The sequence below is a fragment of the Bacillus aquiflavi genome, assembly GCF_019915265.1.
In the GTDB taxonomy this organism is placed as follows: domain Bacteria; phylum Bacillota; class Bacilli; order Bacillales; family Cytobacillaceae; genus Bacillus_BT; species Bacillus_BT aquiflavi.
On sequence record NZ_CP082780.1, the window covers coordinates 1,269,111 to 1,292,564 of the forward strand.

Consider the following 23,454-nt stretch of genomic DNA (forward strand, 5'->3'; position numbering starts at 1 on the left):
AGAGAAGATAGAATGATTTTAAGGTTGGAGGATATTATGGCTGGATATACGCCGATGATACAGCAATATTTACGTGTAAAGGCAGATTATGAGGATGCCTTTTTATTTTTCCGTTTAGGTGATTTTTATGAAATGTTCTTTGAAGATGCAGAAAAGGCATCGCAAGAACTAGAGATTACTTTAACAAGTCGGGATGGAGGTGGCAAGGAACGCATTCCGATGTGTGGAGTTCCATATCATTCAGCTCCACAATATATCGATCAATTAATTGAAAAGGGTTATAAAGTGGCAATTTGTGAGCAAACTGAAGACCCGAAGCAAGCGAAGGGCGTTGTGAAGCGCGAAGTCGTCCAACTGATTACCCCAGGTACAATGATGGATGGACGAGGATTAAATGATAAAGAGAATAATTATATTGCAACGATTACGTCTTTTGCTGACGAAACATATGGATTTGCGTGCAACGACTTATCAACAGGGGAAAATCGAGTCACTTTACTAGTTAGCTTTGATGATTGTTTAAATGAACTATCTTTAACTGGAGCAAAAGAAGTTGTTGTTGCCCATGATTTTGATGGGGAATTAACGCGCAAAATGAAAGAGCGTTCAGTTATGACGATCTCATCTGAGGATGATACGGAAATAAAGGATACATTTGCTCACTTGCTTGAAAAAATAACTCAAGATAAGCTTTCAATAACGATTAGCCGGTTATTTAATTATTTATATCGCACGCAAAAGCGGAGCCTTGATCATTTACAGCCAGTTACAACTTATCAAGTACAACAATATATGAAAATTGACTATTATTCAAAACGGAACTTAGAGCTAACGGAAACAATCCGCTCAAAAGGAAAAAAGGGTTCTCTTTTATGGCTATTAGATGAAACAATGACTGCAATGGGCGGACGTATGCTTAAGGCTTGGATTGACCGTCCGTTAATCGACAAAGAACAGATTGAATATCGTCAGTCGTTAGTCGAAACTTTCATTGCCCAATATTTTGAACGAGAAGAACTGCGGGAAATGTTAAAGGAAGTCTACGATCTTGAAAGGTTAGCTGGTCGAGTCGCCTTCGGAAATGTAAATGCTCGAGACTTAACACAATTAAAACGTTCACTTCAACATGTCCCAAAAATAAAAGAAATTGTTGGTCACCTTCCTAATAAGAAAGCGGTTCAATTAGCTGACAAGCTTGATCCATGTGAAGCTGTTACAGATTTGTTAGACCGTTCGTTAGTTGAAAACGCTCCTGTATCTATTAAAGAAGGCAATATTATTCGAGACGGTTATCATAAAGAGCTTGATCAATATCGCGATGCAAGCAGAAACGGGAAAACGTGGCTTGCAGAGCTAGAAAAGCGAGAGCGGGAAAAAACAGGGATTAAATCATTAAAAGTAGGCTATAATCGTGTCTTTGGGTATTACATTGAAGTAACAAAAGCAAATCTCCATTTATTACAAGAAGGTTTGTACGAACGGAAGCAAACGTTAACGAATGCAGAACGTTTTGTTACGGCTGAATTAAAGGAAAAAGAAGCACTTATTTTACAAGCGGAAGAAAAAAGTGTTGAGCTTGAGTATAAAATATTCACTGAAATTCGTGAATTTGTGAAAGAATATATTCCAAGATTGCAAGCGTTAGCGAAATTAATTAGTGAGCTCGATGTATTGCAGTGCTTTGCGACGGTTAGTGAGCAAAGACATTATGTGAAACCTAGTTTTTCAGAGGAACGTCGAATTGATATTATAGACGGTCGCCATCCTGTTGTAGAAAAAGTAATGGCAGCCCAAGAATATGTACCGAATGATTGCCTAATGAATAGCGAACGTGAAATTTTATTAATTACAGGACCTAATATGTCTGGAAAAAGTACATATATGCGTCAAATTGCTTTAACCGCCGTTTTAGCACAAATCGGCTGTTTCGTTCCAGCTTCTGAAGCGGTACTGCCAATATTTGATCAAGTATTTACGAGAATTGGAGCCGCTGACGATTTAATCTCTGGTCAAAGTACGTTTATGGTTGAAATGCTAGAGGCAAATTATGCAATTACTAATGCAACACAAAACAGTTTAATTTTATTTGATGAAATCGGACGGGGAACATCAACATATGATGGGATGGCGCTTGCACAAGCAATGATCGAGTATATACATGATCGCATCGGTGCAAAAATGTTATTTTCAACCCATTATCACGAGCTGACTGTCCTTGAAAAAGAACTTAATCGAGTAAAAAATGTCCACGTTAGTGCAATTGAACAAAATGGGAAGGTTGTTTTTCTTCATAAAATTAAGCAGGGGCCAGCAGATAAAAGCTATGGAATTAATGTGGCTGAGCTTGCTAATCTTCCAACTGGATTAATTTCCCGGGCAACTGAAATTTTACATATACTTGAGAATACAAAAAGCAAAAACGAGGATATACAAACGAATGAACAAGACGTTGCAAAAGAAGAAATAGCACAACTATCATTTTTTGAACAACCAGTTAAGCCAAAAAAGAATGAGTTCACCCAAAGAGAAAAACAAGTGATTAATCAAGTGAAGGAGTTAAATATTTTAGATATGACGCCATTAGATGCGATCAATACGTTGTACAAGCTGCAAAAAAAATTAAAAGGCTGATTTGTGATCAAAGGGAGGTGATTGTTCTTGGGAAGAATTATTCAGCTCGATGATGCATTATCGAACAAAATTGCTGCTGGAGAAGTTGTTGAGCGGCCAGCTTCTGTTGTAAAAGAGCTAGTTGAAAATGCGATTGATGCAGGTGGGACTGTCATAGAAATAGTCGTAGAAGAGGCGGGTTTAACAAAAATCCGTGTCATTGACAACGGTGATGGAATTGAAGCGGATGATGTGCTTACTGCATTTGAGCGTCATGCAACGAGTAAAATAAAAGATGAAAATGACTTGTTTCGGATTCGAACGCTCGGATTTCGCGGTGAAGCATTGCCTAGTATTGCTTCTGTTTCAAAATTAGAACTAAAAACGAGTACTGGTGTCAGTGCAGGAACATGTGTACACATTCATGGTGGCGAAGTAATCGCAGTAGAAAAAACATCAAGTCGAAAAGGAACAGATATTACTGTGACGGACTTGTTTTATAATACACCAGCTCGCTTAAAATATATGAAGACAATTCATACAGAATTAGGGAATATAACAGATGTTGTGAATCGGCTTGCACTTGCACATCCAGAGGTTGCGATTCAATTAACCCATAATGGGAGAAAGCTTTTACAAACAAATGGCAGTGGGGATGTACGTCAAGTCCTTGCTGCGATATATGGTGTGAATCTTGCAAAAAGAATGATTAAAATTTCAGCAAGCTCATTAGATTTTCAGCTTGAAGGATATATGTCATTGCCTGAAGTAACCCGCGCTTCACGCAATTACATCTCAACAATGATTAATGGGAGATTTATTAAAAACTATTCAATTGTAAAAGCGATATTAGAAGGGTATCATACTTTATTGCCTATCGGACGCTACCCAATCGTACTATTAAATATGAAGATGGATCCGATTTTAGTTGATGTTAATGTACATCCGGCAAAGCTAGAAGTGCGATTAAGCAAGGAGCATGAATTAAATAAACTAATTACAACGTCGATAAAAGAAGAGTTTAAAACAAAGACGTTGATCCCTACAGGACCGACGCCTACTTCTGTCGTAAAAGAACGGCCACAAGTTGAGCAAACTTCTTTGAATTTAGATCACTTACGGGAAAAGGCTTCAGTTGAAAATCGTTTTGATGAAATGCCAAAAATTACTGAAGAGCCATCAATTTTTGCTGAAAAGAATGAAAAGCCTAGCATTTTAATGAAGGAAGAAGAGAAGGACGGGGACGAAGCTTTTTATTTTAACGAAGATGAGGAACAAGTTCCTTATATTGAAGAAAAGAGAGATGACGCTATCTATATTGACAGCGAAAATCGTCCAGCAACAATTCCTCCATTATATCCGATTGGACAAATGCATGGGACATATATTTTTGCCCAAAATGACAAAGGGCTGTACATGATCGATCAGCACGCTGCCCAGGAACGAATTAAATATGAATTTTATAAAGAAAAAATTGGTCAAGTGGAAAATGAGCTTCAAGAGCTACTTATACCAATTACATTTGAATTTTCAATCGATGAATATGTGAAAATTAATGAGCATAAAGCAGAGCTTGAAAAAGTAGGGGTTTTTTTAGAATCGTTCGGACATCAATGTTTTATCGTCCGTGCTCATCCTCAATGGTTTCCTCGTGGAGAAGAGAAGGAAATGATTGAAGGAATGATTGAACAACTTTTATCGATGAAAAAGGTTGATATAAAAGCATTGCGTGAAGAAGCTGCAATTATGATGAGTTGTAAAGCATCTATTAAAGCAAATCAGCATTTACGAAACGATGAAATTCAAGCACTTTTAGATGAATTACGGCAAACATCTGATCCATTCACTTGTCCGCATGGACGGCCGATTATAATTCACTATTCTATTTATGATTTAGAAAAGATGTTTAAAAGAGTCATGTAAAACATAGAGAGCCTTCTGCAAGAGGGGGCTTTAGACTGTTGGCAAACCCGCTCGCATTTCTTCGGTAAGCTCTCGAACATGCGTATTCTATTCGCCTTTCGTCTCGTGCTCCGTGCCACGGCTGACAAGCTTTTTCAGCTAGTATCGAAAAAGTTAATTATAATCTTAAAAGCCCCCGTCAGAAACGTCTAACGTCTTGATGGGGGCTTTCAATGAAAATAATAAAATATTATCGTGTTGCTGCTTCGAGTCTATGAATAAATTGTAAAGACTTTCCTGTTCCGATTGCAACGCATTCGAGGGGATTTTCAGCAATATGAACAGGAACATGAATTTCGCCTGTAATCCATTCCTGCATTCCGTTCATTAAAGCTCCACCGCCAGTTAAAATAACACCTCGATCAACGATATCACCACTTAATTCTGCAGGACATTCCTCTAAAGTGGATTTAACAGCTTGAATAATATGTAGAAATGCTTCTTTCATCGCTTCTCTAATTTCAAATGAAGATAAAGTGATCGTTTTTGGTAACCCTGTAACGAGGTCGCGTCCCCTTACATCCATTTTCAACTCATCATGCTCAACAAGTGCGTATCCTATCTCCATTTTAATTTGTTCTGCAGTCCGTTCCCCAATTAATACGCCATAAAATTTACGAACATATTGAATAATATCATCGTCTAATCGGTCTCCACCGACCCGAATAGAGTTACAAGCAACAACTCCTCCGTAGGAAATAATCGCTACTTCAGTAGTTCCGCCTCCAATATCAACGACTACGTTAGCAATCGGCTCATCAACAGGCAATCCCGCCCCAATTGCCGCTGCAACCGGTTCTTCAATTAAATGCACTTTTTTTGCTCCAGCATTCATCGCTGCATCCTCTATTGCTCTTCGTTCAACACTCGTTGATCCAGACGGTGTACAAACGACTACAGTCGGCTTTCGAATTGCAAAGCCAATTTTCTTTCCGGCTTTTCGAATAATATGTTTGAGCATGTCCGATGTCACATTATAATCTGCAATGACTCCATCTCGTAAGGGGCGAATCGCCACAATATTGTTCGGTGTTTTACCGATCATCGCCTTTGCTTCTTCTCCAACAGCCAGAACATTGCCCGTTTCAGTGTTTATGGCTACTACAGAGGGTTCATTCAATGCAATTCCTTTGTTTTTACTATAAACTAAAATATTTGCAGTACCTAAGTCAATACCAATTTCAGAAGTAGAAAACATGTGTCTCACCCAATTCTAAAAAAATATAAATAAGTATAGCAAGTCTCTATAATAAAGTTAACATGAATTGATAAGAAAGTCATGATTGTTATAAAAACGTCAATTAACTGTAATTTAACAATAATTTATTAAGAATAATATAGGTAAAAAGAACTATTATTTATAAAAAAACGATTTCTTTTGCATAAGTCAAAAATGAATTGGCAATACTATTTTGATGTTAAACTGCTACTTAACTATGTTACGATAAAAGAAAAAGCGTAAAAGGCAGTGTGAATGTTTTTGAAAGAAAAAGAAAAGCTTCTTGTGATCATTGGCCCAACAGCTGTTGGCAAGACGAACCTGAGTATTGATTTAGCAAAACAATTTAACGCTGAAATTATTAGTGGAGACTCGATGCAAATATATCAAGGGATGGATATTGGTACAGCAAAAATTTCAAAAGAGGAAATGGAAGGGATTCCGCATCACTTAATTGATATTAAAAAACCGTCGGAAAGCTTTTCTGTTGCCGATTTCCAGCAGCTTGTGAAAAATAAAATAGAAGATATATCAGAAAGAGGAAAGTTGCCGATGATTGTTGGCGGAACGGGACTTTATATCCAATCGGTCATATATAATTATCAATTTTCCAATGCGCCATCAGACCTGGAATTTCGCAAGCAGATGGAGAAAAAAGTCGAACAGAAAGGAAAAGACTGGCTACATGAACAGCTTCAAAAGGTAGATCCTGAAAGTGCAAACCGTATCCATCCAAATAATATCCGTAGAGTTATCCGTGCTTTAGAAATATTGCATTGTACGGATAAGACGATGACAAACTTTCAAAAAAATGAGTCTTATGAACTAATTTATAATACGGCACTAATTGGTTTAACAATGGAACGAGAACAGTTATATGACCGGATTAATAAAAGAGTGGACATAATGATTCAACAAGGATTAGTTGATGAGGTGAAGGCTCTTTACGATCAAGGCTTGCGGGGCTGTCAGTCTGTGCAAGCAATTGGATATAAGGAGCTTTATGATTATTTTGATAAAAAAATCTCCCTAGAGGAAGCTATTGAACAATTAAAACAAAACTCTCGCCGATATGCAAAAAGACAATTCACTTGGTTTCGAAATAAAATGAACGTAAAATGGTTTAATGTGTCCAAATTGCAAACAGATCCAGAAAAAATTGCGGAAATTTCCGCATATATTGCAGGAAAGCTTAAAATAAAATCGAATACATAATATTAGAGATAAAAGAGGAGGATTTATCATGAAACAACCTATTAATATTCAAGATCAGTTTTTAAATCAACTGCGCAAAGATGGAACAAATGTTACAGTTTTTTTACTGAACGGTTTCCAACTAAGAGGTCAAATTAAAGGTTTTGATAATTTTACAGTTCTTTTTGAATCAGAAGGTAAACAACAACTTGTATTTAAGCATGCTATTTCTACATTTGCTCCACAGCGGAATGTTCAATTAGAAATGGAAGGATAATTTTATAATAAATCATTTAGCTAAAATAATCGTGATGTTTTTTTTATTTTTTATATGAAATAGCTAATATTTGAAACAAGTATTAACAGACTGGTTGAACGCTTGCCACCTTAGGTGGAGAAGAGTAGGGCTGTCATTTATAGCCTCTCATAAAGCGCAAAGTTCATGAAGAGTCTGAAACACCCGTTTTTGGACTGAGTCTCAATTGTTAGGCGCAACCTAGCAATTGAAGATGCAGTTCATTATAACGGGTGTTTTTTATTTTTTAAGATTGTTTTGTACGGGAATTTTACTCATAGCTGTAAAATCGGGAATGAATGTCCACTATAAACATATATATAAAGGGATTATTAACGTGTGCTTTATTTCATAAAGGAAACATTTTTTGTCGTTTTTTAGTCATAATCCAATAAAATTTCGAATATACGAAACAATAAAGCATTTGTCACGAATTTTTGCAACTGGGCGTATACTGTGTGAGAATGAGAGGTGAAGGCTTTGGACCAACCATTTCGCATGAAAAACAATGGTCAAATCAACATTGTTCTTAATAAACAAACGAGAAAAACGGTTGTGAAAGAATTGCCTGGCAAGCAAGTTGTTCCAAAGGAATTACCGCCTGAGCATGCCGCTTTAAAGGAAATTGAAATTGAAGAGGAGTTAGAAGTGCTCGTCGGCATGAAAGAAATGAAAACAATGATTAAAGAAATTTACGCATGGATGTATGTAAATAAAAAGCGAGAAGAAAAGGGTTTAAAAGCGAAAAAACAAGCTTTGCATATGATGTTTAAAGGAAATCCCGGCACAGGAAAAACAACGGTGGCGCGGTTAATCGGCAAATTATTTCAAAAAATGGATATACTCTCAAAAGGGCATTTAATTGAAGCCGAGCGAGCTGATTTAGTCGGTGAATACATTGGACATACTGCTCAAAAAACGCGTGATTTAATTAAAAAAGCACTTGGGGGTATTTTATTTATAGATGAAGCGTATTCACTTGGAAGAGGCGGGGAGAAAGATTTCGGAAAAGAAGCAATTGATACACTTGTAAAACATATGGAAGATAAGCAACATGAATTTATTCTTATATTGGCTGGATATTCACGGGAAATGGAGTACTTTTTAAGCTTGAACCCGGGACTGCAATCTCGTTTCCCGCTAGTAGTAGATTTTCCAGATTATACAGTCGAACAGCTGTTAGAGATAGGCGCAAAAATGTTAATAGAGAAAGAATATGTATTGAGTTATGATGCTGAACGGAAGCTTAGAGAGCATTTGATTTGGATTAAATCAATTTACGGAGAAAATGGATTTTCAAATGGAAGGTATATTCGAAATATAATTGAAAAATCAATCAGATCTCAAGCAATGCGTTTACTTATGGATAATAGTTATGAACGAGCCGATTTAATGACAATAAGGAGTAATGATCTCATTTTTGATAACGAATAGGCTGTATATTAATTTAAAAAAGCATTTTTGATCATGAATAGGCTGTATATTAATTTAAAAAAGTGTCAACATATTGTTGACATTTATTTTTCCCTTTGGTAATATACCCATAGAGGTATCATACCCCGATAGGTATAAATTAAAAATATGGAGGAATTGAAAAAATGAAAGTAGCAATTATCGCAGCAAACGGTGGAGCATTTGATGCATATAAAGTTTTTAACCTCGCTTTAGCAGCAGCAGCAGCGGATGGAGAAGTTAATATTTTCTTTACGTTCGGGGGGTTAAATCTTATTCATAAAGAAATGCATAAAAACCTTCCATTACCAGAAGGAAAAGAACATTTTGCAGAAGGCTTCAAAAAAGCAAATGTTCCATCAATTGAAGAGTTAGTTTCAATGGCAAATGAAATGGGTGTAAAAATGATTGCTTGTCAAATGACAATGGATGTAATGAGCCTTGACAAAGACCAGTTTATTGATGGAATTGAAGTTGGCGGGGCTGCAACATTTTTAAATTATGCAAAAGACGCTGATGTTTCATTAACTTTTTAATAATAAATAATAAAGGAGGTCATAAATAAGTGAACGACATTACTGTTTATACTACAAATACATGCCCATATTGTGTCATGATGAAAAATTTTTTAAATGACAAAGGACTGCCGTTTAAAGAAGTAAATGTACAACAAGATCCGGAAGCTGGCCGTAAACTAGTTGAAGCAACAGGCCAAATGGGTGTGCCGCAAACAAATGTAAATGGTCATTGGGTTCTTGGTTTTGATCCAAATACACTTATGTCATATATTAAAAAATAATTGAAATATGACAGAACAAAAAAATAAATAGAACATCCACCTCACTAAAGAAAAACCGCTGTAAAAGTGGTTTTTCTTTTTTGTGCGCATTAGCATCGTGTTTTTGGTATGATGGTTAACAAGAAAAGATATAGAAAGAGGGAAAGCTGCTTGATACAAAAGGAACGAAGGGAAAAAGTCATTTTAGTAGGCTGTCAAATTCCTCCCGAAGATGATTTGCGATTCAAATACTCAATGGAAGAGTTAGCTTCATTAACAAAAACAGCTGCAGGTGAAGTTGTAATGGTGATTTCTCAAAAACGGGAACGATTTCATGCTGCCACATATATAGGAAAAGGAAAGCTTGATGAATTAATCGCACTTGAACAAGAGCTAGAGGCAGATCTCATTATCTTTAATGATGAATTAACTGCAAGTCAACTTCGCAATTTATCGAAACAGCTAGATGCAAGGGTAATCGATCGAACACAACTAATTTTGGATATATTCGCAACACGAGCACGTTCAAAAGAAGGGAAACTGCAAGTAGAGCTTGCTCAACTGCAATATATATTGCCCCGTCTTAGTGGAAAAGGGATAGAATTATCTCGTTTAGGGGGCGGGATCGGCACGAGAGGACCTGGGGAAACAAAGCTAGAAACAGATCGCCGCCATATACGCCGGAGAATTGATGATATTAAAAAACAGCTTACGACAATCGTTCAGCACAGAAATCGTTATCGCAATCGGCGCAAGAAAAATAAAACGTTTCAAATTGCATTAGTAGGTTACACAAATGCTGGAAAATCAACATTGTTTAATCGATTAACAGAAGCTTCATCATTTGAAGAAGACTTGTTGTTTGCGACGCTTGATCCATTGACGAGAAAGCTCGTTTTATCTAGTGGTTTCACAACTCTTTTAACAGATACGGTTGGCTTTATTCAAGAACTTCCAACAACATTAATAGCGGCTTTCCGATCAACTTTAGAAGAAGTAAAAGAGGCTGATTTACTACTGCACGTTGTTGATTCAGCAAATCCAGACTATGACAATCATGAAAAGACGGTCAACAAATTGCTTCAAGAATTGCAAGTTGATCATATCCCCCAGCTCATTATTTATAATAAACGGGATATAAAGAACGAACAATTCATCCCAACAACAAAGAGAGAATCAATTTTTATTAGCGCTCATCATCAGCAGGATCGGCTGAAGTTAAAAGAAAAAATTGAAGCGATGATCATGAATATGATGGAAGCTTATCATGTGCTTATTCCGTCGACAGAAGGAAAGCTCCTTTCACAATTAAAAAATGATACAATATTAAAGGAATTATCTTTTGATGAAGAACGGATGCTTTATATTTGTAAAGGCTATACATTAAAAGAACATCAAATAACAGGACAACTAGAAAAGTTTTCGATTTAGAATAGGAGAAAGCAAAATGTTTCAACGTTTAAAGTATGGACACAAGCTTCAGCCGATCGTAGCTGAAGTTGAAGAACAAATTTTACATCGTCATAAAGAAATTGATCAATTAATTGAAGTAAATCAATTTCGTGTGTTAAAAAGTTTTCAGGATTATCGTGTAAGTGAAACGCATTTCACTCCTTCAACAGGTTATGGATATGATGATATTGGCCGTGATACACTTGAGCAAATTTATGCACAAGTATTTGGTGCAGAGGCAGGTCTAGTAAGGTCACAAATCATCTCGGGCACACATGCTATTTCAACAGCGCTATTTGGCGTTCTGCGTCCTGGTGACGAGCTTCTTTACATAACAGGAAAGCCGTACGACACTTTAGAAGAAATTGTCGGGATTCGCGGTAGTGATGGAACAGGTTCACTAAAAGATTTTCATATTTCTTATGAAAGCGTAGCCCTTACTGCAAAAGGTCAAGTAGACTACGATTTAGTAAAAAAGCGAATTAAACCGAATACAAAAATGATTGGGATTCAGCGATCAAAAGGATATGGCAATCGTCCTTCATTTACAATAAAAGAAATTAAAGAAATGATCCGTTTTGTAAAAGAACAAAGAGAAGATCTTATTGTTTTTGTTGATAATTGCTACGGGGAATTTGCTGAAGAACTTGAGCCGTGTCATGTAGGTGCTGATTTAATGGCAGGCTCGCTTATTAAAAATCCCGGCGGCGGGATAGCGAAAACAGGAGGTTATATCGTTGGGAAAAAGGAGTTAGTTGAGGCGTGCTCTTTTAGATTAACTTCACCTGGAATTGGTGCAGAAGCTGGAGCTTCTCTTTACACATTGCAAGAAATGTACCAAGGCTTTTTCCTAGCACCGCATGTCGTAGGTCAAGCGTTAAAAGGCGCCATCTTTACAGCAGCAATACTTGAAAAGTTAGGCATGAATTCGTTGCCAAAATGGAATGAACAGCGAACAGATTTAATTCAATCAGTACAGTTTGATGATAAAGAGAAGATGATTGCTTTTTGTCAAGCAATATAATATGCTTCTCCAGTAGATTCTTATGTAACGCCTTATCCAAGCTACATGCCAGGTTATGAGGATGATGTGATTATGGCAGCTGGAACGTTTATACAAGGCGCCAGTATTGAGTTAACGGCAGATGGTCCGCTGCGTCCGCCATATATAGCATATGTTCAAGGAGGTTTAACATATGCTCACGTAAAAATTGCTGTTTGTATTGCCTTAGATCATTTAATTGAAAAAGGTTTAGTTACTCTATAAAGATAGGGGAAGGAAAGGATTGTGAAAAACAGTCCTTTTTTCCATTTTATGATTATTATCTTGACAACATAAATAACATGAAATAAAATTACACCATATTTTTAATCCCGTCTAAACGGATGCACATTTACTCATAATCAATTATTAGCTTATTTATCATCATGAATTTTACGCAACACTTAGGGAGGAAGACTTGGTGGCAAAGTACACAAGAGAGAGTATCATACGCATGGCGATGGAGGAAAATGTGAAATTTATTCGCCTTCAATTTACAGACATTTTAGGGACAATTAAAAATGTTGAAATTCCAGTGAGTCAATTAAATAAAGCATTATCTAATAAAATGATGTTTGATGGCTCTTCTATCGAAGGCTTCGTACGTATTGAAGAATCCGACATGTATTTATATCCGGATTTAGATACTTGGGTTGTTTTTCCTTGGACAGCCGAAAAAGGAAAAGTAGCTCGACTAATTTGTGATATTTATAACGCGGAAGGAATTCCATTCGCCGGTGATCCGCGAAATAATTTAAAAAGAGTATTAAAAGAAATGGAAGAATGGGGTTTCACCCATTTTAATTTAGGACCAGAGCCAGAGTTTTTCTTATTTAGATTAAGCGAGACAGGGGAACCGACCCTTGAACTAAATGATCATGGCGGATATTTTGATTTAGCTCCAACCGATTTAGGAGAAAATTGCCGCCGTGATATCGTGTTAGAGTTAGAAGAAATGGGTTTTGAGGTTGAGGCTTCTCATCACGAAGTAGCACCTGGACAGCATGAAATAGATTTTAAATATGCAGATGCAATTACTGCATGTGATAATATTCAAACATTTAAGCTCGTCGTTAAAACGATCGCTCGCAAGCATGGGCTACACGCAACGTTCATGCCAAAACCATTATTTGGAGTTAGTGGTTCAGGCATGCATTGCAATTTATCTTTATTTGCGGGAGAAACGAATGCCTTTTATAATGAAAGCGGCAAGGATGGCTTAAGTGATGATGCATTTCATTTTCTTGCTGGAATTATCCGCCATGCTCCTTATTTTACAGCTGTCACTAATCCGACTGTTAATTCATATAAGCGGCTTGTACCAGGATATGAGGCTCCATGTTACGTTGCCTGGTCTTCTCGTAATCGTTCACCACTTGTTAGAATTCCAACTTCAAGAGGATTGAGCACACGGATTGAGGTGCGCAGTGTCGATCCTACGGCAAATCCATACTTAGCTATGGCCGTGTTATTAGAAGCGGGTCTTGATGGGATCAAAAATAAATTAATCCCTTCATCACCTGTTAACCGCAATATTTACACGATGAGCAAAGAAGAGCGTTTGGCAGAAGGGATCATCGACTTACCATCTACATTAGGGCTTGCTCTTGAAAATTTAAAAATAGACGAAGTGATTGCCCGAGCTTTAGGAGATCATATATTAAAGCACTTTATAGAGGCGAAGGAAGTTGAGTGGAATATGTTCCGCATCCAAGTTCATCCTTGGGAACGGGAACAATATTTAAAAATGTATTAAAAGCGAGCTTTTTGGGGGTGATTGAGTTGGCTTGAGTGAAAATTGAATCCCCCTAAAAAAAACTCATTTTGAAAAAATAAGAGAGGAAATTTATCCTCTAGCCTTCAAATTTAACAATAAGTAAGGTTCATTTTAATTAATAATTTAGGTATTCTTTCATACTTTCTATTTAAGATAACTGGTGGACGTAATGTAATCGAAACTGCCAACTGTTTTTACTGTTTCCTCATATTCAAAATTGTAAATCATAATGCTCGAGTTATAATGATGTTTGATACGAAGGATTTTTCTCATTTCCGGAATAATAATCTCTTCGTATGAACATCCTTCTAATAAGGTGGATAAATCATTACTATGATTTTCTAGCACTGTTTTTTCAATAAAATCTTCATCTACCTCATTTATATTAATATCAAACTCTAGAAAAAATCTTGAAGGTACTGAATCCCCATCGTCATCATAAGTTAGATGAACATACCTATCTAATGCTTCTTGATTTTTAATGTTGCCAAACCATATCGATACCGTACCATGTTTGTCCATTACCATCACCTCGATGAAAAAAAATTAACTATATTTTTAATACATAAATAGCTGTATTTAAAGAATGGCATTTATTATCACAGAAAAAACTTTTAAAAGTAAAAATGCAGAATACTGTACCTTTAGTTGTGAACCAAATCCCTATAAAATAAATATAATATTTGATATCATTCGCGTTGCATTAATGAATATTGAAGGTTATGAGGATTCCTAATAGTTAGTAATTAATTTTCAAGCAATAAAATATCCTTTACAATGGAAGTACAGGTGATTCCCTGTCCAAATCCAATATAAAGGATAACCGATATGGACAAGAATACACTAAAATCATCATTTGGTAAATGGATAACACCTATAAACTCAAAAATACTTTTTGAACAAGTAGAAGAAAGTAAGCAAGATCATTATACGAAAAAACTGACAACTGTAGCCTACATAAAGCTTATGTTGCTTGCTCAATTACAAGGATTCGAGAGTCTGGAAGAAATGAGTGACGCACTGATTCATGATCAACTTCAAAAAGCCTTAGGTTTTGAATCAATCAGTAAATCTCAATTATCAAGAAAAAACAATGAAGTCAATCCAGCTATTCTTTCCCGATTATTTTTGGAGCTTGTGCACCAAAAATAAAAGAAATTCACTTTAAAAACGGAAAGCATATGCCATTAAAAAATCATCGACTCCAGTACACTTCCATTAAACCTGACGAATTATAAGTGGGCAAAATTCCGCAAAACAAAAGCTGGTGTCAAGCTGCATTTGCGACTTGTGTTCATGAATAATGATACTGTATACCCTGAAAAAGCAGTAATTACAACAGCCAAAGAACATGACAGAAATCAATTGGAAATTCTCGTTGATGATAAGGAAGCCATGTATGTGTTTGACCGCGGATATGTTGATTACGAACGGTTCGATCGAATGATGGATGATGGCTACTTCTTTGTATCAAGATTAAAGAAAAACGCCGTCATTCGTGAGGTAGAATCCTTTTCGGTTCCTGACAAGTCTACTGTTCTATCAGATAGAATGGTTTACATTGGCTCTACTCAAAATCGTACAGAGAATGTCTTCCGCCTCCTTAAAGTTGAGGACACAAAAGGAAACATTCTTAGGTTAATAACGAATCGTTTCGATTTAGAACCTGACGAAGTCAGCGAAATTTATCGTCAACGTTGGGCGATTGAACTGTTTTTTAAATGGCTAAAACAGCATGTAAAGATCAAACACTTTTATGGTATGGGTGAAACAGCGATTCAGAATCAAATTTATCTTGCACTCATTGCCTACTGTCTAAATGTTCTAATCCAACTGGAGATGAAAAGCAAAAAAGCCCTACTCCGGATTAGTCGTTGGTTAAAGGCAGCACTTTGGAAGCCTGCTTACATTTGGATTCGCAAATTCGACAATAGAGCAAGTCCGTAAACACATACACAGTTGCTGTCACCTAAGTATTAAATGTATATTTTTACTAAATGGACAGAGCACCTTTGTTTAGCCCTTGTTCTTTTAGCAAAAAATAACACTGGTCTATTTACAGAATATTCCGTCCTTATTTATGCAACGCTAATGATTTGATATATTAAAAAAATGGGATCTTTCTAAAATAGATCCCTTTTTTTGTTTTAACCAAAATAGCGATAATATAGTGATTTAGCACGAATGACATCATTTGTTCCATGAACAAGTACACGACCATCCTGAAACATGACGAATCGATACGGCTTGATTGTAAATGATAAAAGAAACCGGTTTTGCTCTACTTTTCCCATATTTTCAAGCTGAGAAGCTATTTTTTGCAAATCACGCTTTTCTGTGGATGCTGGACGAATTTGAACGGTATTTCTCCCACAAAGCACTGCCGTCTTGGTTTGATTTTCATAGTTTAAAAACGGGAAGGTTGGTGTTTGTCCGCAAGATAAGCAATTTCTATCTTTTAATGTTTTAACATCGATAGAAGATTGTTGATTCGTCCAAATATTAAAGGAAATCAATTTATTTCTTAATGCTTCCCAGTTGTCAGTTAATATTTTTAAAGCTTCAACCGTTTGATGTGCAGTAATGAGCTGTACAATTGGGCTAATGATCCCACCAGTATCACAGGTTAATCCACTGATCGGCAGCTGTTTCATTAAGCAATGCAAGCATGGGGATTTGTTTGGAATAATTGTATAGCTAATGCCATAACTGCCAACAACCGCACCGTAAATCCAAGGAATATTATATTTTTGTGATGCATCATTAATCATCATTCGAATATCAAAATTGTCTGTTGCATCCATAATTAGATCGATACCTTTTACTAGTTGGATCATTTCAATAGGTGTAACATCGACTATCTTTGCTTTAATTTTTGCTTTACTATTAATAGCTTCTAATCTTTCTTTTGCTGCGATTACTTTAGGGATGCGTTTTTTTGCATCCGCTTCTGTATAGAGTTGCTGCCGTTGCAAATTACTCCACTCAACATAATCGCGATCAACGATCGTTATGTTTTCAACACCTGAACGAGTGAGAATTTCTGCAATACTTGTACCGAGTGCACCTGCGCCAATAATTAATACGTGCTTATGCTTTAATTTTATTTGTCCTTCTTTCCCAATAGGAGAAAATAATATTTGCCTAGAATAACGGTCATCCATTAGATGCTAATTCCTTCTTGCGGACTGCTTGCGGTTGCATAGCGTTTTTTAGGAATCCGACCTGCTTCATAACTAAGACGACCTGCTTGGATTGCAAGCTTCATAGCCATTGCCATTTTAACTGGATGATCTGCACCCGAAACGGCTGTATTTAATAAAACGCCGTCAGCACCAAGCTCCATTGCGAAAGCTGCATCTTTCGCAGAACCAATCCCTGCATCTACAATGACAGGCACATTGGATTGTTCGATAATGAAGCTTAAGTTAAGCGGATTTATAATCCCTTGTCCTGAGCCAATTGGTGATGCCCCTGGCATAATCGCATGCGCCCCTAATTCTTCTAGTCTTTTTGCTAAAACTACATCATCGGATGTATATGGAAGAACGATAAACCCTTCCTTTAATAATTCTTCTGTTGCTTTCAACGTTTCCACTGGATCAGGCAGCAATGTTTTGTCACAACCGATTATTTCTACTTTGACCATATCGCATAGTCCAGAAGCTTTTGCTAGCTTAGTTGTTCGTACAGCTTCCTTGGCTGTTTTTGCTCCTGCAGTGTTTGGCAATAAATGATAGTTGCCAATATCGATTTTTTCTAAAAAGTTTGGTTGTGTCGGCTCAAAAATATTCATCCGTCGGACGGAAAACGTTAAAATTTCTGTTTCTGACACTTCAACAGCTTCCTTTTGGATATCAAAATCCGAATATTTTCCTGTTCCTAAAAGTAAGCGAGAGTGAAATGATTTTTCTCCAATCATTAACATCTTAACCACCTCCTACGAAATGGACCAATTCCAATTTATCTCCATCTCCTACTTCTCTTGTAGAATGGACATCTTTATTTAAAATTTCTCCGTTGTGCTCGACAATAATGACCGGTTTGTCTGTGAAAAAATATTGAATGACTTCAGCAATGGTGTTTACATTTTTCGGTATTTGTATGATTGATCCATTAATGAGCAAATTCATATCTTTCCCTCCTTGGATAGCCGGATATAAAATATCTTAAATTTTTTGGGCAACCTTATATATCAGAGCGATATTCATCACCTCCCTTTCGTAACGCTTCTTTGTAAGCGAACACTTTTTCTAACGGATCATTGGACAATAAAACGCCAGATAATACAGCTATTCCACTTGCGCCGGCTCGGATAATGTTTGGTGTATTTTTCGGTGTAATCCCTCCGATCGCAAGAACAGGGATGTTTGCATGATGAACGACTTTCTTTAATCGTTCTAGTCCTTTAGGTCTTAAACCAGGTTTCGATTGCGTTTCATATACATGGCCGTACAATAAATAATCGGCACCGTCGTTAGAAGCGGAAATAGCCTCCTCTACGGAATGGATAGAATAGCCGAGAGATAAGTTGGGATAAGCATTTTTTACCATAGAGACATTGATACTTTGACGGGTTAATTGAACTGCTTTTGTTTTCATTATGTGTGCCACGGCAACTCGATTGTTAACAATTATTTTTTCCAATGGTACACCTTTAGATTGAAGTAAGCTGATCGCTTTAAATCATTTTTCTTGATCAGTCCACGATTTTTTTCACGAAGATGAAGTGCATCCACATGATCGATTATTTTTTCAGCAATCAACGCTAGCTGTTCGGCTGATTGTTGGCCAGTTGAGATAAGATGAAAGGCTCCGATTTTATTAAGCGGCTTTTGTATACGATCCACCTACAACACCTCCAGTCATTCGTGTGCGCAAGCCTCACACGTTTGATAAATATAAAAAACCACTTTCCATGCATAGGAAAGTGGTTAAGAACGCAGATAAATAGACAGATGAATTGATCCGTTCTATCACTTCCCTTCGTCGGTACTAACCGTTTCAGGTTCTAAGAGTCCCAAAGTCATCACTTTGATCTCAGCCTTTTTAAAAGGCACCCCTAGTGAATTCATAATTTACTTGTTGTATAAATCTTACCATCGATAACATGATTGTCAAGAGTCATTATAGGATAGATTTAAATTTAAGTGGGGTTGTTTTTCACACCTTAATGGATGATAAAATTCTTGTGAAATATTGCCAGGGAATATTTGGAGCAGTTAATCATATATTATTTTATATCACCATAAAAATCCAAAATACAATTGTTTCAGCATCGTTTTTTTTCACACCAGCTTTAATTAATTTAGATTTTATATAAGATTTTGTGGCTTTCTCTGGTTTCTCTAATACTCTCGCAATTTTTCTGCTATTCCTTTTTACAATTACAGAAACTTTTTTACTAAAAGGTTTTAATAGCCAAGATAGAGTATTTCCACCGTGTTTCACTATTTTCCCCAAAGCTTTTAAAGCTTTTAAACCACCGCCTAAAAATCCTGAAGTAGAGGCATCATTATGGACAGTAGATTGATCTTTAGATTTTAACGTAAGTATTTGTTTGGCATTTAGTAAATCGTCATGAAAGTTAGAATTTTCTAGTAAACTTTTTTTGTATAAATCTTTTTCAACATCTGATAAACTATTTGCGCTTGCTTTTTCGGAAAATCCTGGTAAAGTAAATGATATGAATAGTGTAGCGACGAGACTAATAACAAAAGGTTTGAACAGCTTTTTTCTTACTGATGATTGTTTAATTGTAAATCCCTCCTAATATATTAAATTATATCCACCTAATATTTTACATTGGGGGTATTATATGTCAAGTGAATTTAATAAAAAAATTGATAAGTCTGTGATTATAGCGATTTCAATCGTCGTTTTAATGGTTGCAGTCATTACGACAGTCTTTGTTTTAATGCCGTTATTCGGTATGTATGGACTATATAATATACTTGCAAAATTTAATTTTGTTGAAATACAATTTTATGATCGCTTATCGAAAAATGTCGTTTATTTTGGATTTTTGCTTTTCGTCATTTATATCGTTGGAGTTGTTGTTGAGATTTTAATAAAAATTTCTATTAAAATGTTAAAATTTGAGACTACAAAAAAAGTATTAGTAGGGAGCTATGTAGTTCAATTATCTTTGAGTATTACTATTTTTAAAGGGATCGTTGAAAAGAGTTTTTCAAGAATTGATTTATCTTGGAGCGGTACCATTTTAGTATTTACAGTAATATACTTTTTTTTTTATGCCATAAGCGATGATCATAAGTTGATTAAAAAATCATAGGAATGTGCTTCAGCTTGTAAAGATGAAAAATGTGAGTCTGAAGCACGTTCCATATAACAGCAGGAGGATGATTTTAAGCAAATTTTACGTTAAAACTTTGTCATCTCTTTCTAACTGCACTTCATAGCGTCTTATTCTCTTCTCAATAATTGAAAAGATCACTTCAAACAGGAGACAGATGATCCAATAAATAATGGATGCAACTAAATACATTTCTAAAAATCGATAACCATCATTTGCGATAATTTTAGCAAGAGCTAAAATTTCAACAACTTTAACCGCAAAAGCCAGTGAAGTTGCCTTAATTAGTCCAATAAACGTATTTCCTAAGTTCGGAAGAGCCGTTACAAATGCTTGAGGAATAATAATTCTCCTTAGCGCTTGAGCAGTCGTCATTCCTACAGAGTAGGCTGCCTCTATTTGCGCCATGTTTGTCGCATTTATTGAGGCTCGGAAAATTTCCGCCTGGTACGCAGATGTATTGATCGAAAACGCAATCATGGCATAGATTAATGGAGAAATGTGCTCCTCATCAAAGTTTGTTCCTAATTGTTCGTTCATCAATTCAAGCAAAATAGGCACGCCATAAAAAAATATATAGAGCTGTACGAGCAACGGCGTTCCGCGAATAAAAGAAATATAAAATACGAAAAATCGGTTTAAAACAGGTACTTTAAATATTCTGCATAATGCAATGAAAAGACCGAATACTAAACCGAGTATCATCGAGACAACTGCAATCGCTAATGTGAGTGGCACCCCTTTTACTACATCAGGAAAATGTTCCAAAGCAAACTCTAAGTTGATCATTGACATGAGTAATCACTATCCTTAGAAAATGATTATTTTAATAAGCTTACACGACCTTTTTTAAACGTCTTTTCCATATAACTGATGACACTTTCAATTATTATGCAAGTGCCCCAATATACTAGAGAAATAACAACATAGATTTGAAACATTCCCATCCCATGGTTGTTTCCTAAAATAATTCGAACTTGACCCATAATATCAATGATTCCGATCGTAAAGGCTAAAGAAGTATCTTTAAGCAGTTCAATAATGTTATTTCCTAGATTGGGCAGTGAAATAATAAACGCCTGCGGAAGAATAATTTTTCTCAACGCTTGAAAATAACTCATACCTACGCTATAAGCAGCTTCCAATTGATCATGGCCGACAGCAATGTATGCTGATCTGAATACTTCAGATAAGTATGCTGCAGTATGTAACGAAAAAGTAATAATAAGGAAGACAAGTCGATCCCAGTTATTAATATCGATGTTAAAAGCTAAAAGTAACTGCGGCAAACCAAAGTAAACAAGGAAAAGCTGAACTAATAACGGTGTTGAGCGTGTAAAAGATAAATAAACTGTTGCCATTTGATAGAGGATAAGCTTTTTTTTAATGCGAATAACTGCGATGATGATACCTAATATAAAAGAAAAAAACAGAGAAAGCCCGAGCATTAGTAAAGTAAGAGGCAGCTTCTCCAATACTTTTACAAATAAATCTAACCAATCTCCAACTCCACTGTTATTCAACTATGTCACCGCCTTTTGATACAAAATCATGAAGTGAAATGAACTAATTATATTTAAATCCTTCTTCATTGATATAATCAATGTCTTTGAAAAAGTCTACATCAAACCATTTTTCAGCCAACTTTGAAAGTGTTCCATCCTCTATTAATTCAATTGTAATTTGATCAATCTTTTGTGCCAGCTCTTTATTTTCTTTATGATAAACAGTCCAAATTGGTTCTTTAGATATAATGCCAGCTATTTTTAGATTGAGATTAAGTTCTTTTTGGATTTCATTAAACGTCGTTACATTTATAAACATCGCATCTCTTTTACCTTTATCAACTAATTTTAAATTTTCAGCATTTGAAGGAGACTCAATACTTTCAATTTGTAAAGGGTTATCAGAATGCTGTTCATTATATGCATTAAGAATTGAACGTAATCCGCCGCTGGGTGACATTGGAGTTAATTTTTTGCCAACCATATCATTCAATGTTTTAATATCTGTACGATCTTTTTTAGTCACTAAAGAGGTTAATGAATATCCATATTCGTGTTCAGGATAATGAAATTTTTCTTCTCTTTCAGGGTTTTTAAAAAACCAGTTAATTACAAAATCATATTTTCCACTATCTACACCGACTAAATTTGCTTCTTCTTCACCCCAAATATATTCAAACTTATAATCTTGGAGTCTTTTTTCAACCTCTTTTAAATAGTCAATGTCATATCCGATCGGATTATTTTTTTCATCAGCATATAGAAATGGGGGATTAACTTCATCACTTAATGCAACTTTAACTATGTTCTTTCCATCTTCAGTGACTGCTTTTTCTGTACTTTGAGCACATCCTGTTATCATAAATAAAAGCCCTAATAGTAACCAAAATTTCTTCATAAAAATGAACCTCCTTGTTTAAATTGAGTATTTGGTTCGTGTACAAGTCTTTTTAAAAATTTCTTTGTCCGTTCTTTTTTTGGACGAATGAATATATTATGTGGCGGCCCCTGTTCAATGATATGACCGTCATCCATAAAAACGACACGATCTGCAACTTCTCGAGCAAAATCAATTTCATGAGTGACGATTACCATTGTCATCCCATCAGCTGCAATTTGTTTTATAATTGCAAGGATTTCCCCGACCATTTCTGGATCAAGTGCCGAGGTTGGTTCATCAAGTAAAATGACTGCTGGATTTAAGGCAAGTGCCCGTGCAATCCCTGCACGCTGTTGTTGTCCGCCAGAAAGTTGCGAAGGGTATTCAGTGAATTTTTCGGATAAGCCGACTTTCCTAAGTAAAGAAATACTTATTTCTCGAGCCTCGTTTTTAGGCATTTTTTTTGCAATGATCAGTCCCTCCATCACATTTTCTAAGACAGTTTTATTGTTGAATAAGTTATAATGCTGGAAAATCATTGCTGTTTTTCTTCTTAATGTGAGAATATCGCGTTTAGACGGATGCTTTCCCATCACAGTCAATCCATCAACAGTTATCGAGCCTTTATCAGGACGCTCTAAATAATTAATGCACCGGAGGAGTTTTGTTTTCCCTGATCCACTCGGCCCAATAATGACGAGAACCTCACCCTTATTTACATCAAGATCAATCCCTTTTAATACCTCATTTTTTTTAAATTGCTTATTTATATTTCTTAGACTAATCATGTAAACGCCTCGCTTTTTACTAGAAAAATATAATAATAATTATTTTTTAACAATGATAAAAAATATAACCAAAAGATTATCATAACTATTTACATCTGTAAAGTGGGGATTATTCAGTTTTTAAATACTCATAAAATTGAATAATCGGAAACGTTGACGCCTCTAGTAAACTACGTTATTATTA

Annotated in this window: 22 protein-coding genes, 2 pseudogenes and 1 riboswitch; of the genes and pseudogenes, 12 read left to right on the forward strand and 12 right to left on the reverse strand. The window is 35.8% G+C overall.

The genetic code is table 11. The features are described from left to right. The first annotated feature begins 36 nt into the window (after window positions 1–36). Together mutS and mutL are read left to right on the forward strand one after the other, a co-directional pair. The gene (mutS, locus tag K6959_RS06350; protein WP_223087945.1) at window positions 37–2,631 is read left to right on the forward strand and encodes a DNA mismatch repair protein MutS; all 2,595 of its coding nucleotides are present in this window, start codon (window positions 37–39) and stop codon (window positions 2,629–2,631) included. 27 nt (window positions 2,632–2,658) lie between these two features. Continuing rightward, window positions 2,659–4,533: a DNA mismatch repair endonuclease MutL gene (gene mutL / locus K6959_RS06355; protein ID WP_163240255.1), complete on the forward strand. Its 1,875-nt coding sequence runs from the start codon at window positions 2,659–2,661 to the stop codon at window positions 4,531–4,533. A 229-nt stretch (window positions 4,534–4,762) separates the two neighbouring features. On the opposite strand, the gene mreBH is transcribed toward mutL, so the two are convergent. Further along, the gene (gene mreBH / locus K6959_RS06360; RefSeq protein WP_163240257.1) at window positions 4,763–5,770 is read right to left on the reverse strand and encodes a rod-share determining protein MreBH; all 1,008 of its coding nucleotides are present in this window, start codon (window positions 5,768–5,770) and stop codon (window positions 4,763–4,765) included. A 276-nt stretch (window positions 5,771–6,046) separates the two neighbouring features. On the opposite strand from mreBH, the gene miaA reads away from it, so the two are divergent. The 8 genes and pseudogenes from miaA (at window position 6,047) to glnA (ending at window position 13,760) form a co-directional block, all read left to right on the forward strand. Then, a complete protein-coding gene (gene miaA, locus K6959_RS06365; RefSeq protein ID WP_163240259.1) occupies window positions 6,047–7,006 on the forward strand; it encodes a tRNA (adenosine(37)-N6)-dimethylallyltransferase MiaA in 960 nt (319 codons plus the stop codon). A 28-nt stretch (window positions 7,007–7,034) separates the two neighbouring features. Further along, the gene (gene hfq / locus K6959_RS06370; RefSeq protein WP_163240261.1) at window positions 7,035–7,262 is read left to right on the forward strand and encodes an RNA chaperone Hfq; all 228 of its coding nucleotides are present in this window, start codon (window positions 7,035–7,037) and stop codon (window positions 7,260–7,262) included. A 498-nt stretch (window positions 7,263–7,760) separates the two neighbouring features. After that, window positions 7,761–8,714 carry a stage V sporulation protein K gene (spoVK, locus tag K6959_RS06375; RefSeq protein WP_223087946.1) on the forward strand — a complete coding sequence of 318 codons (954 nt, stop codon included), beginning with the start codon at window positions 7,761–7,763 and terminating at the stop codon, window positions 8,712–8,714. A gap of 164 nt (window positions 8,715–8,878) precedes the next feature. Continuing rightward, a complete protein-coding gene (locus K6959_RS06380) occupies window positions 8,879–9,268 on the forward strand; it encodes a DsrE/DsrF/DrsH-like family protein (protein ID WP_223087948.1) in 390 nt (129 codons plus the stop codon). A 29-nt stretch (window positions 9,269–9,297) separates the two neighbouring features. Then, the gene (locus K6959_RS06385; protein ID WP_163240267.1) at window positions 9,298–9,531 is read left to right on the forward strand and encodes a glutaredoxin family protein; all 234 of its coding nucleotides are present in this window, start codon (window positions 9,298–9,300) and stop codon (window positions 9,529–9,531) included. Between the two features lie 111 nt (window positions 9,532–9,642). Further along, window positions 9,643–10,941, forward strand: a complete 1,299-nt coding sequence (hflX, locus tag K6959_RS06390; RefSeq protein ID WP_163240283.1) for a GTPase HflX — start codon at window positions 9,643–9,645, stop codon at window positions 10,939–10,941. A 16-nt stretch (window positions 10,942–10,957) separates the two neighbouring features. Beyond that, window positions 10,958–12,229, forward strand: a pseudogene (locus K6959_RS06395) (methionine gamma-lyase family protein). 196 nt (window positions 12,230–12,425) lie between these two features. Next, window positions 12,426–13,760 carry a type I glutamate--ammonia ligase gene (gene glnA, locus K6959_RS06400; protein ID WP_163240271.1) on the forward strand — a complete coding sequence of 445 codons (1,335 nt, stop codon included), beginning with the start codon at window positions 12,426–12,428 and terminating at the stop codon, window positions 13,758–13,760. A 165-nt stretch (window positions 13,761–13,925) separates the two neighbouring features. On the opposite strand, the gene K6959_RS06405 is transcribed toward glnA, so the two are convergent. Continuing rightward, entirely contained in the window at window positions 13,926–14,303 is a 378-nt protein-coding gene (locus K6959_RS06405) for an immunity 22 family protein (protein WP_163240273.1), read from the reverse strand. A 306-nt stretch (window positions 14,304–14,609) separates the two neighbouring features. On the opposite strand from K6959_RS06405, the pseudogene K6959_RS06410 reads away from it, so the two are divergent. Next, window positions 14,610–15,728: pseudogene (locus K6959_RS06410) on the forward strand (IS4 family transposase). Between the two features lie 200 nt (window positions 15,729–15,928). Here K6959_RS06410 and K6959_RS06415 read toward each other — a convergent pair. The 6 genes from K6959_RS06415 to K6959_RS06440 form a co-directional block, all read right to left on the reverse strand. Further along, entirely contained in the window at window positions 15,929–16,945 is a 1,017-nt protein-coding gene (locus K6959_RS06415) for a MoeB/ThiF family adenylyltransferase (protein ID WP_163241916.1), read from the reverse strand. Next, on the reverse strand, window positions 16,945–17,709 hold the full coding sequence (locus K6959_RS06420) for a thiazole synthase (protein WP_223087949.1): 765 nt from the start codon (window positions 17,707–17,709) through the stop codon (window positions 16,945–16,947). Before K6959_RS06420 ends, K6959_RS06415 begins: the two co-directional genes overlap by 1 nt. Window position 17,710: 1 nt before the next feature. Further along, a complete protein-coding gene (gene thiS / locus K6959_RS06425) occupies window positions 17,711–17,914 on the reverse strand; it encodes a sulfur carrier protein ThiS (protein ID WP_163241914.1) in 204 nt (67 codons plus the stop codon). A gap of 55 nt (window positions 17,915–17,969) precedes the next feature. After that, window positions 17,970–18,428, reverse strand: a complete 459-nt coding sequence (locus K6959_RS06430) for a thiamine phosphate synthase (protein WP_223087950.1) — start codon at window positions 18,426–18,428, stop codon at window positions 17,970–17,972. Then, window positions 18,416–18,631 carry a hypothetical protein gene (locus K6959_RS06435; protein WP_223087951.1) on the reverse strand — a complete coding sequence of 72 codons (216 nt, stop codon included), beginning with the start codon at window positions 18,629–18,631 and terminating at the stop codon, window positions 18,416–18,418. The genes K6959_RS06430 and K6959_RS06435 overlap by 13 nt, the downstream gene beginning before the upstream one ends. A gap of 114 nt (window positions 18,632–18,745) precedes the next feature. After that, window positions 18,746–18,855, reverse strand: a riboswitch (TPP riboswitch). Between the two features lie 164 nt (window positions 18,856–19,019). Next, the gene (locus tag K6959_RS06440; protein WP_223087952.1) at window positions 19,020–19,232 is read right to left on the reverse strand and encodes a hypothetical protein; all 213 of its coding nucleotides are present in this window, start codon (window positions 19,230–19,232) and stop codon (window positions 19,020–19,022) included. 367 nt (window positions 19,233–19,599) lie between these two features. On the opposite strand from K6959_RS06440, the gene K6959_RS06445 reads away from it, so the two are divergent. Further along, window positions 19,600–20,076 carry a SepA family multidrug efflux transporter gene (locus K6959_RS06445; RefSeq protein WP_223087953.1) on the forward strand — a complete coding sequence of 159 codons (477 nt, stop codon included), beginning with the start codon at window positions 19,600–19,602 and terminating at the stop codon, window positions 20,074–20,076. Window positions 20,077–20,160: 84 nt separating this feature from the next. Here the strand turns inward: K6959_RS06445 and K6959_RS06450 are convergent, their stop codons facing one another. Genes K6959_RS06450 through K6959_RS06465 form a run of 4 tightly spaced genes read right to left on the reverse strand, consistent with a single transcriptional unit; the run spans window position 20,161 to window position 23,270 of the window. Continuing rightward, window positions 20,161–20,892, reverse strand: a complete 732-nt coding sequence (locus K6959_RS06450; RefSeq protein ID WP_163241910.1) for an amino acid ABC transporter permease — start codon at window positions 20,890–20,892, stop codon at window positions 20,161–20,163. A gap of 26 nt (window positions 20,893–20,918) precedes the next feature. Then, a complete protein-coding gene (locus K6959_RS06455) occupies window positions 20,919–21,620 on the reverse strand; it encodes an amino acid ABC transporter permease (RefSeq protein ID WP_163241909.1) in 702 nt (233 codons plus the stop codon). 43 nt (window positions 21,621–21,663) lie between these two features. Beyond that, on the reverse strand, window positions 21,664–22,500 hold the full coding sequence (locus K6959_RS06460) for a transporter substrate-binding domain-containing protein (RefSeq protein WP_163241908.1): 837 nt from the start codon (window positions 22,498–22,500) through the stop codon (window positions 21,664–21,666). Next, entirely contained in the window at window positions 22,497–23,270 is a 774-nt protein-coding gene (locus K6959_RS06465; RefSeq protein WP_223087955.1) for an amino acid ABC transporter ATP-binding protein, read from the reverse strand. The genes K6959_RS06460 and K6959_RS06465 overlap by 4 nt, the downstream gene beginning before the upstream one ends. Window positions 23,271–23,454 lie beyond the last annotated feature (184 nt).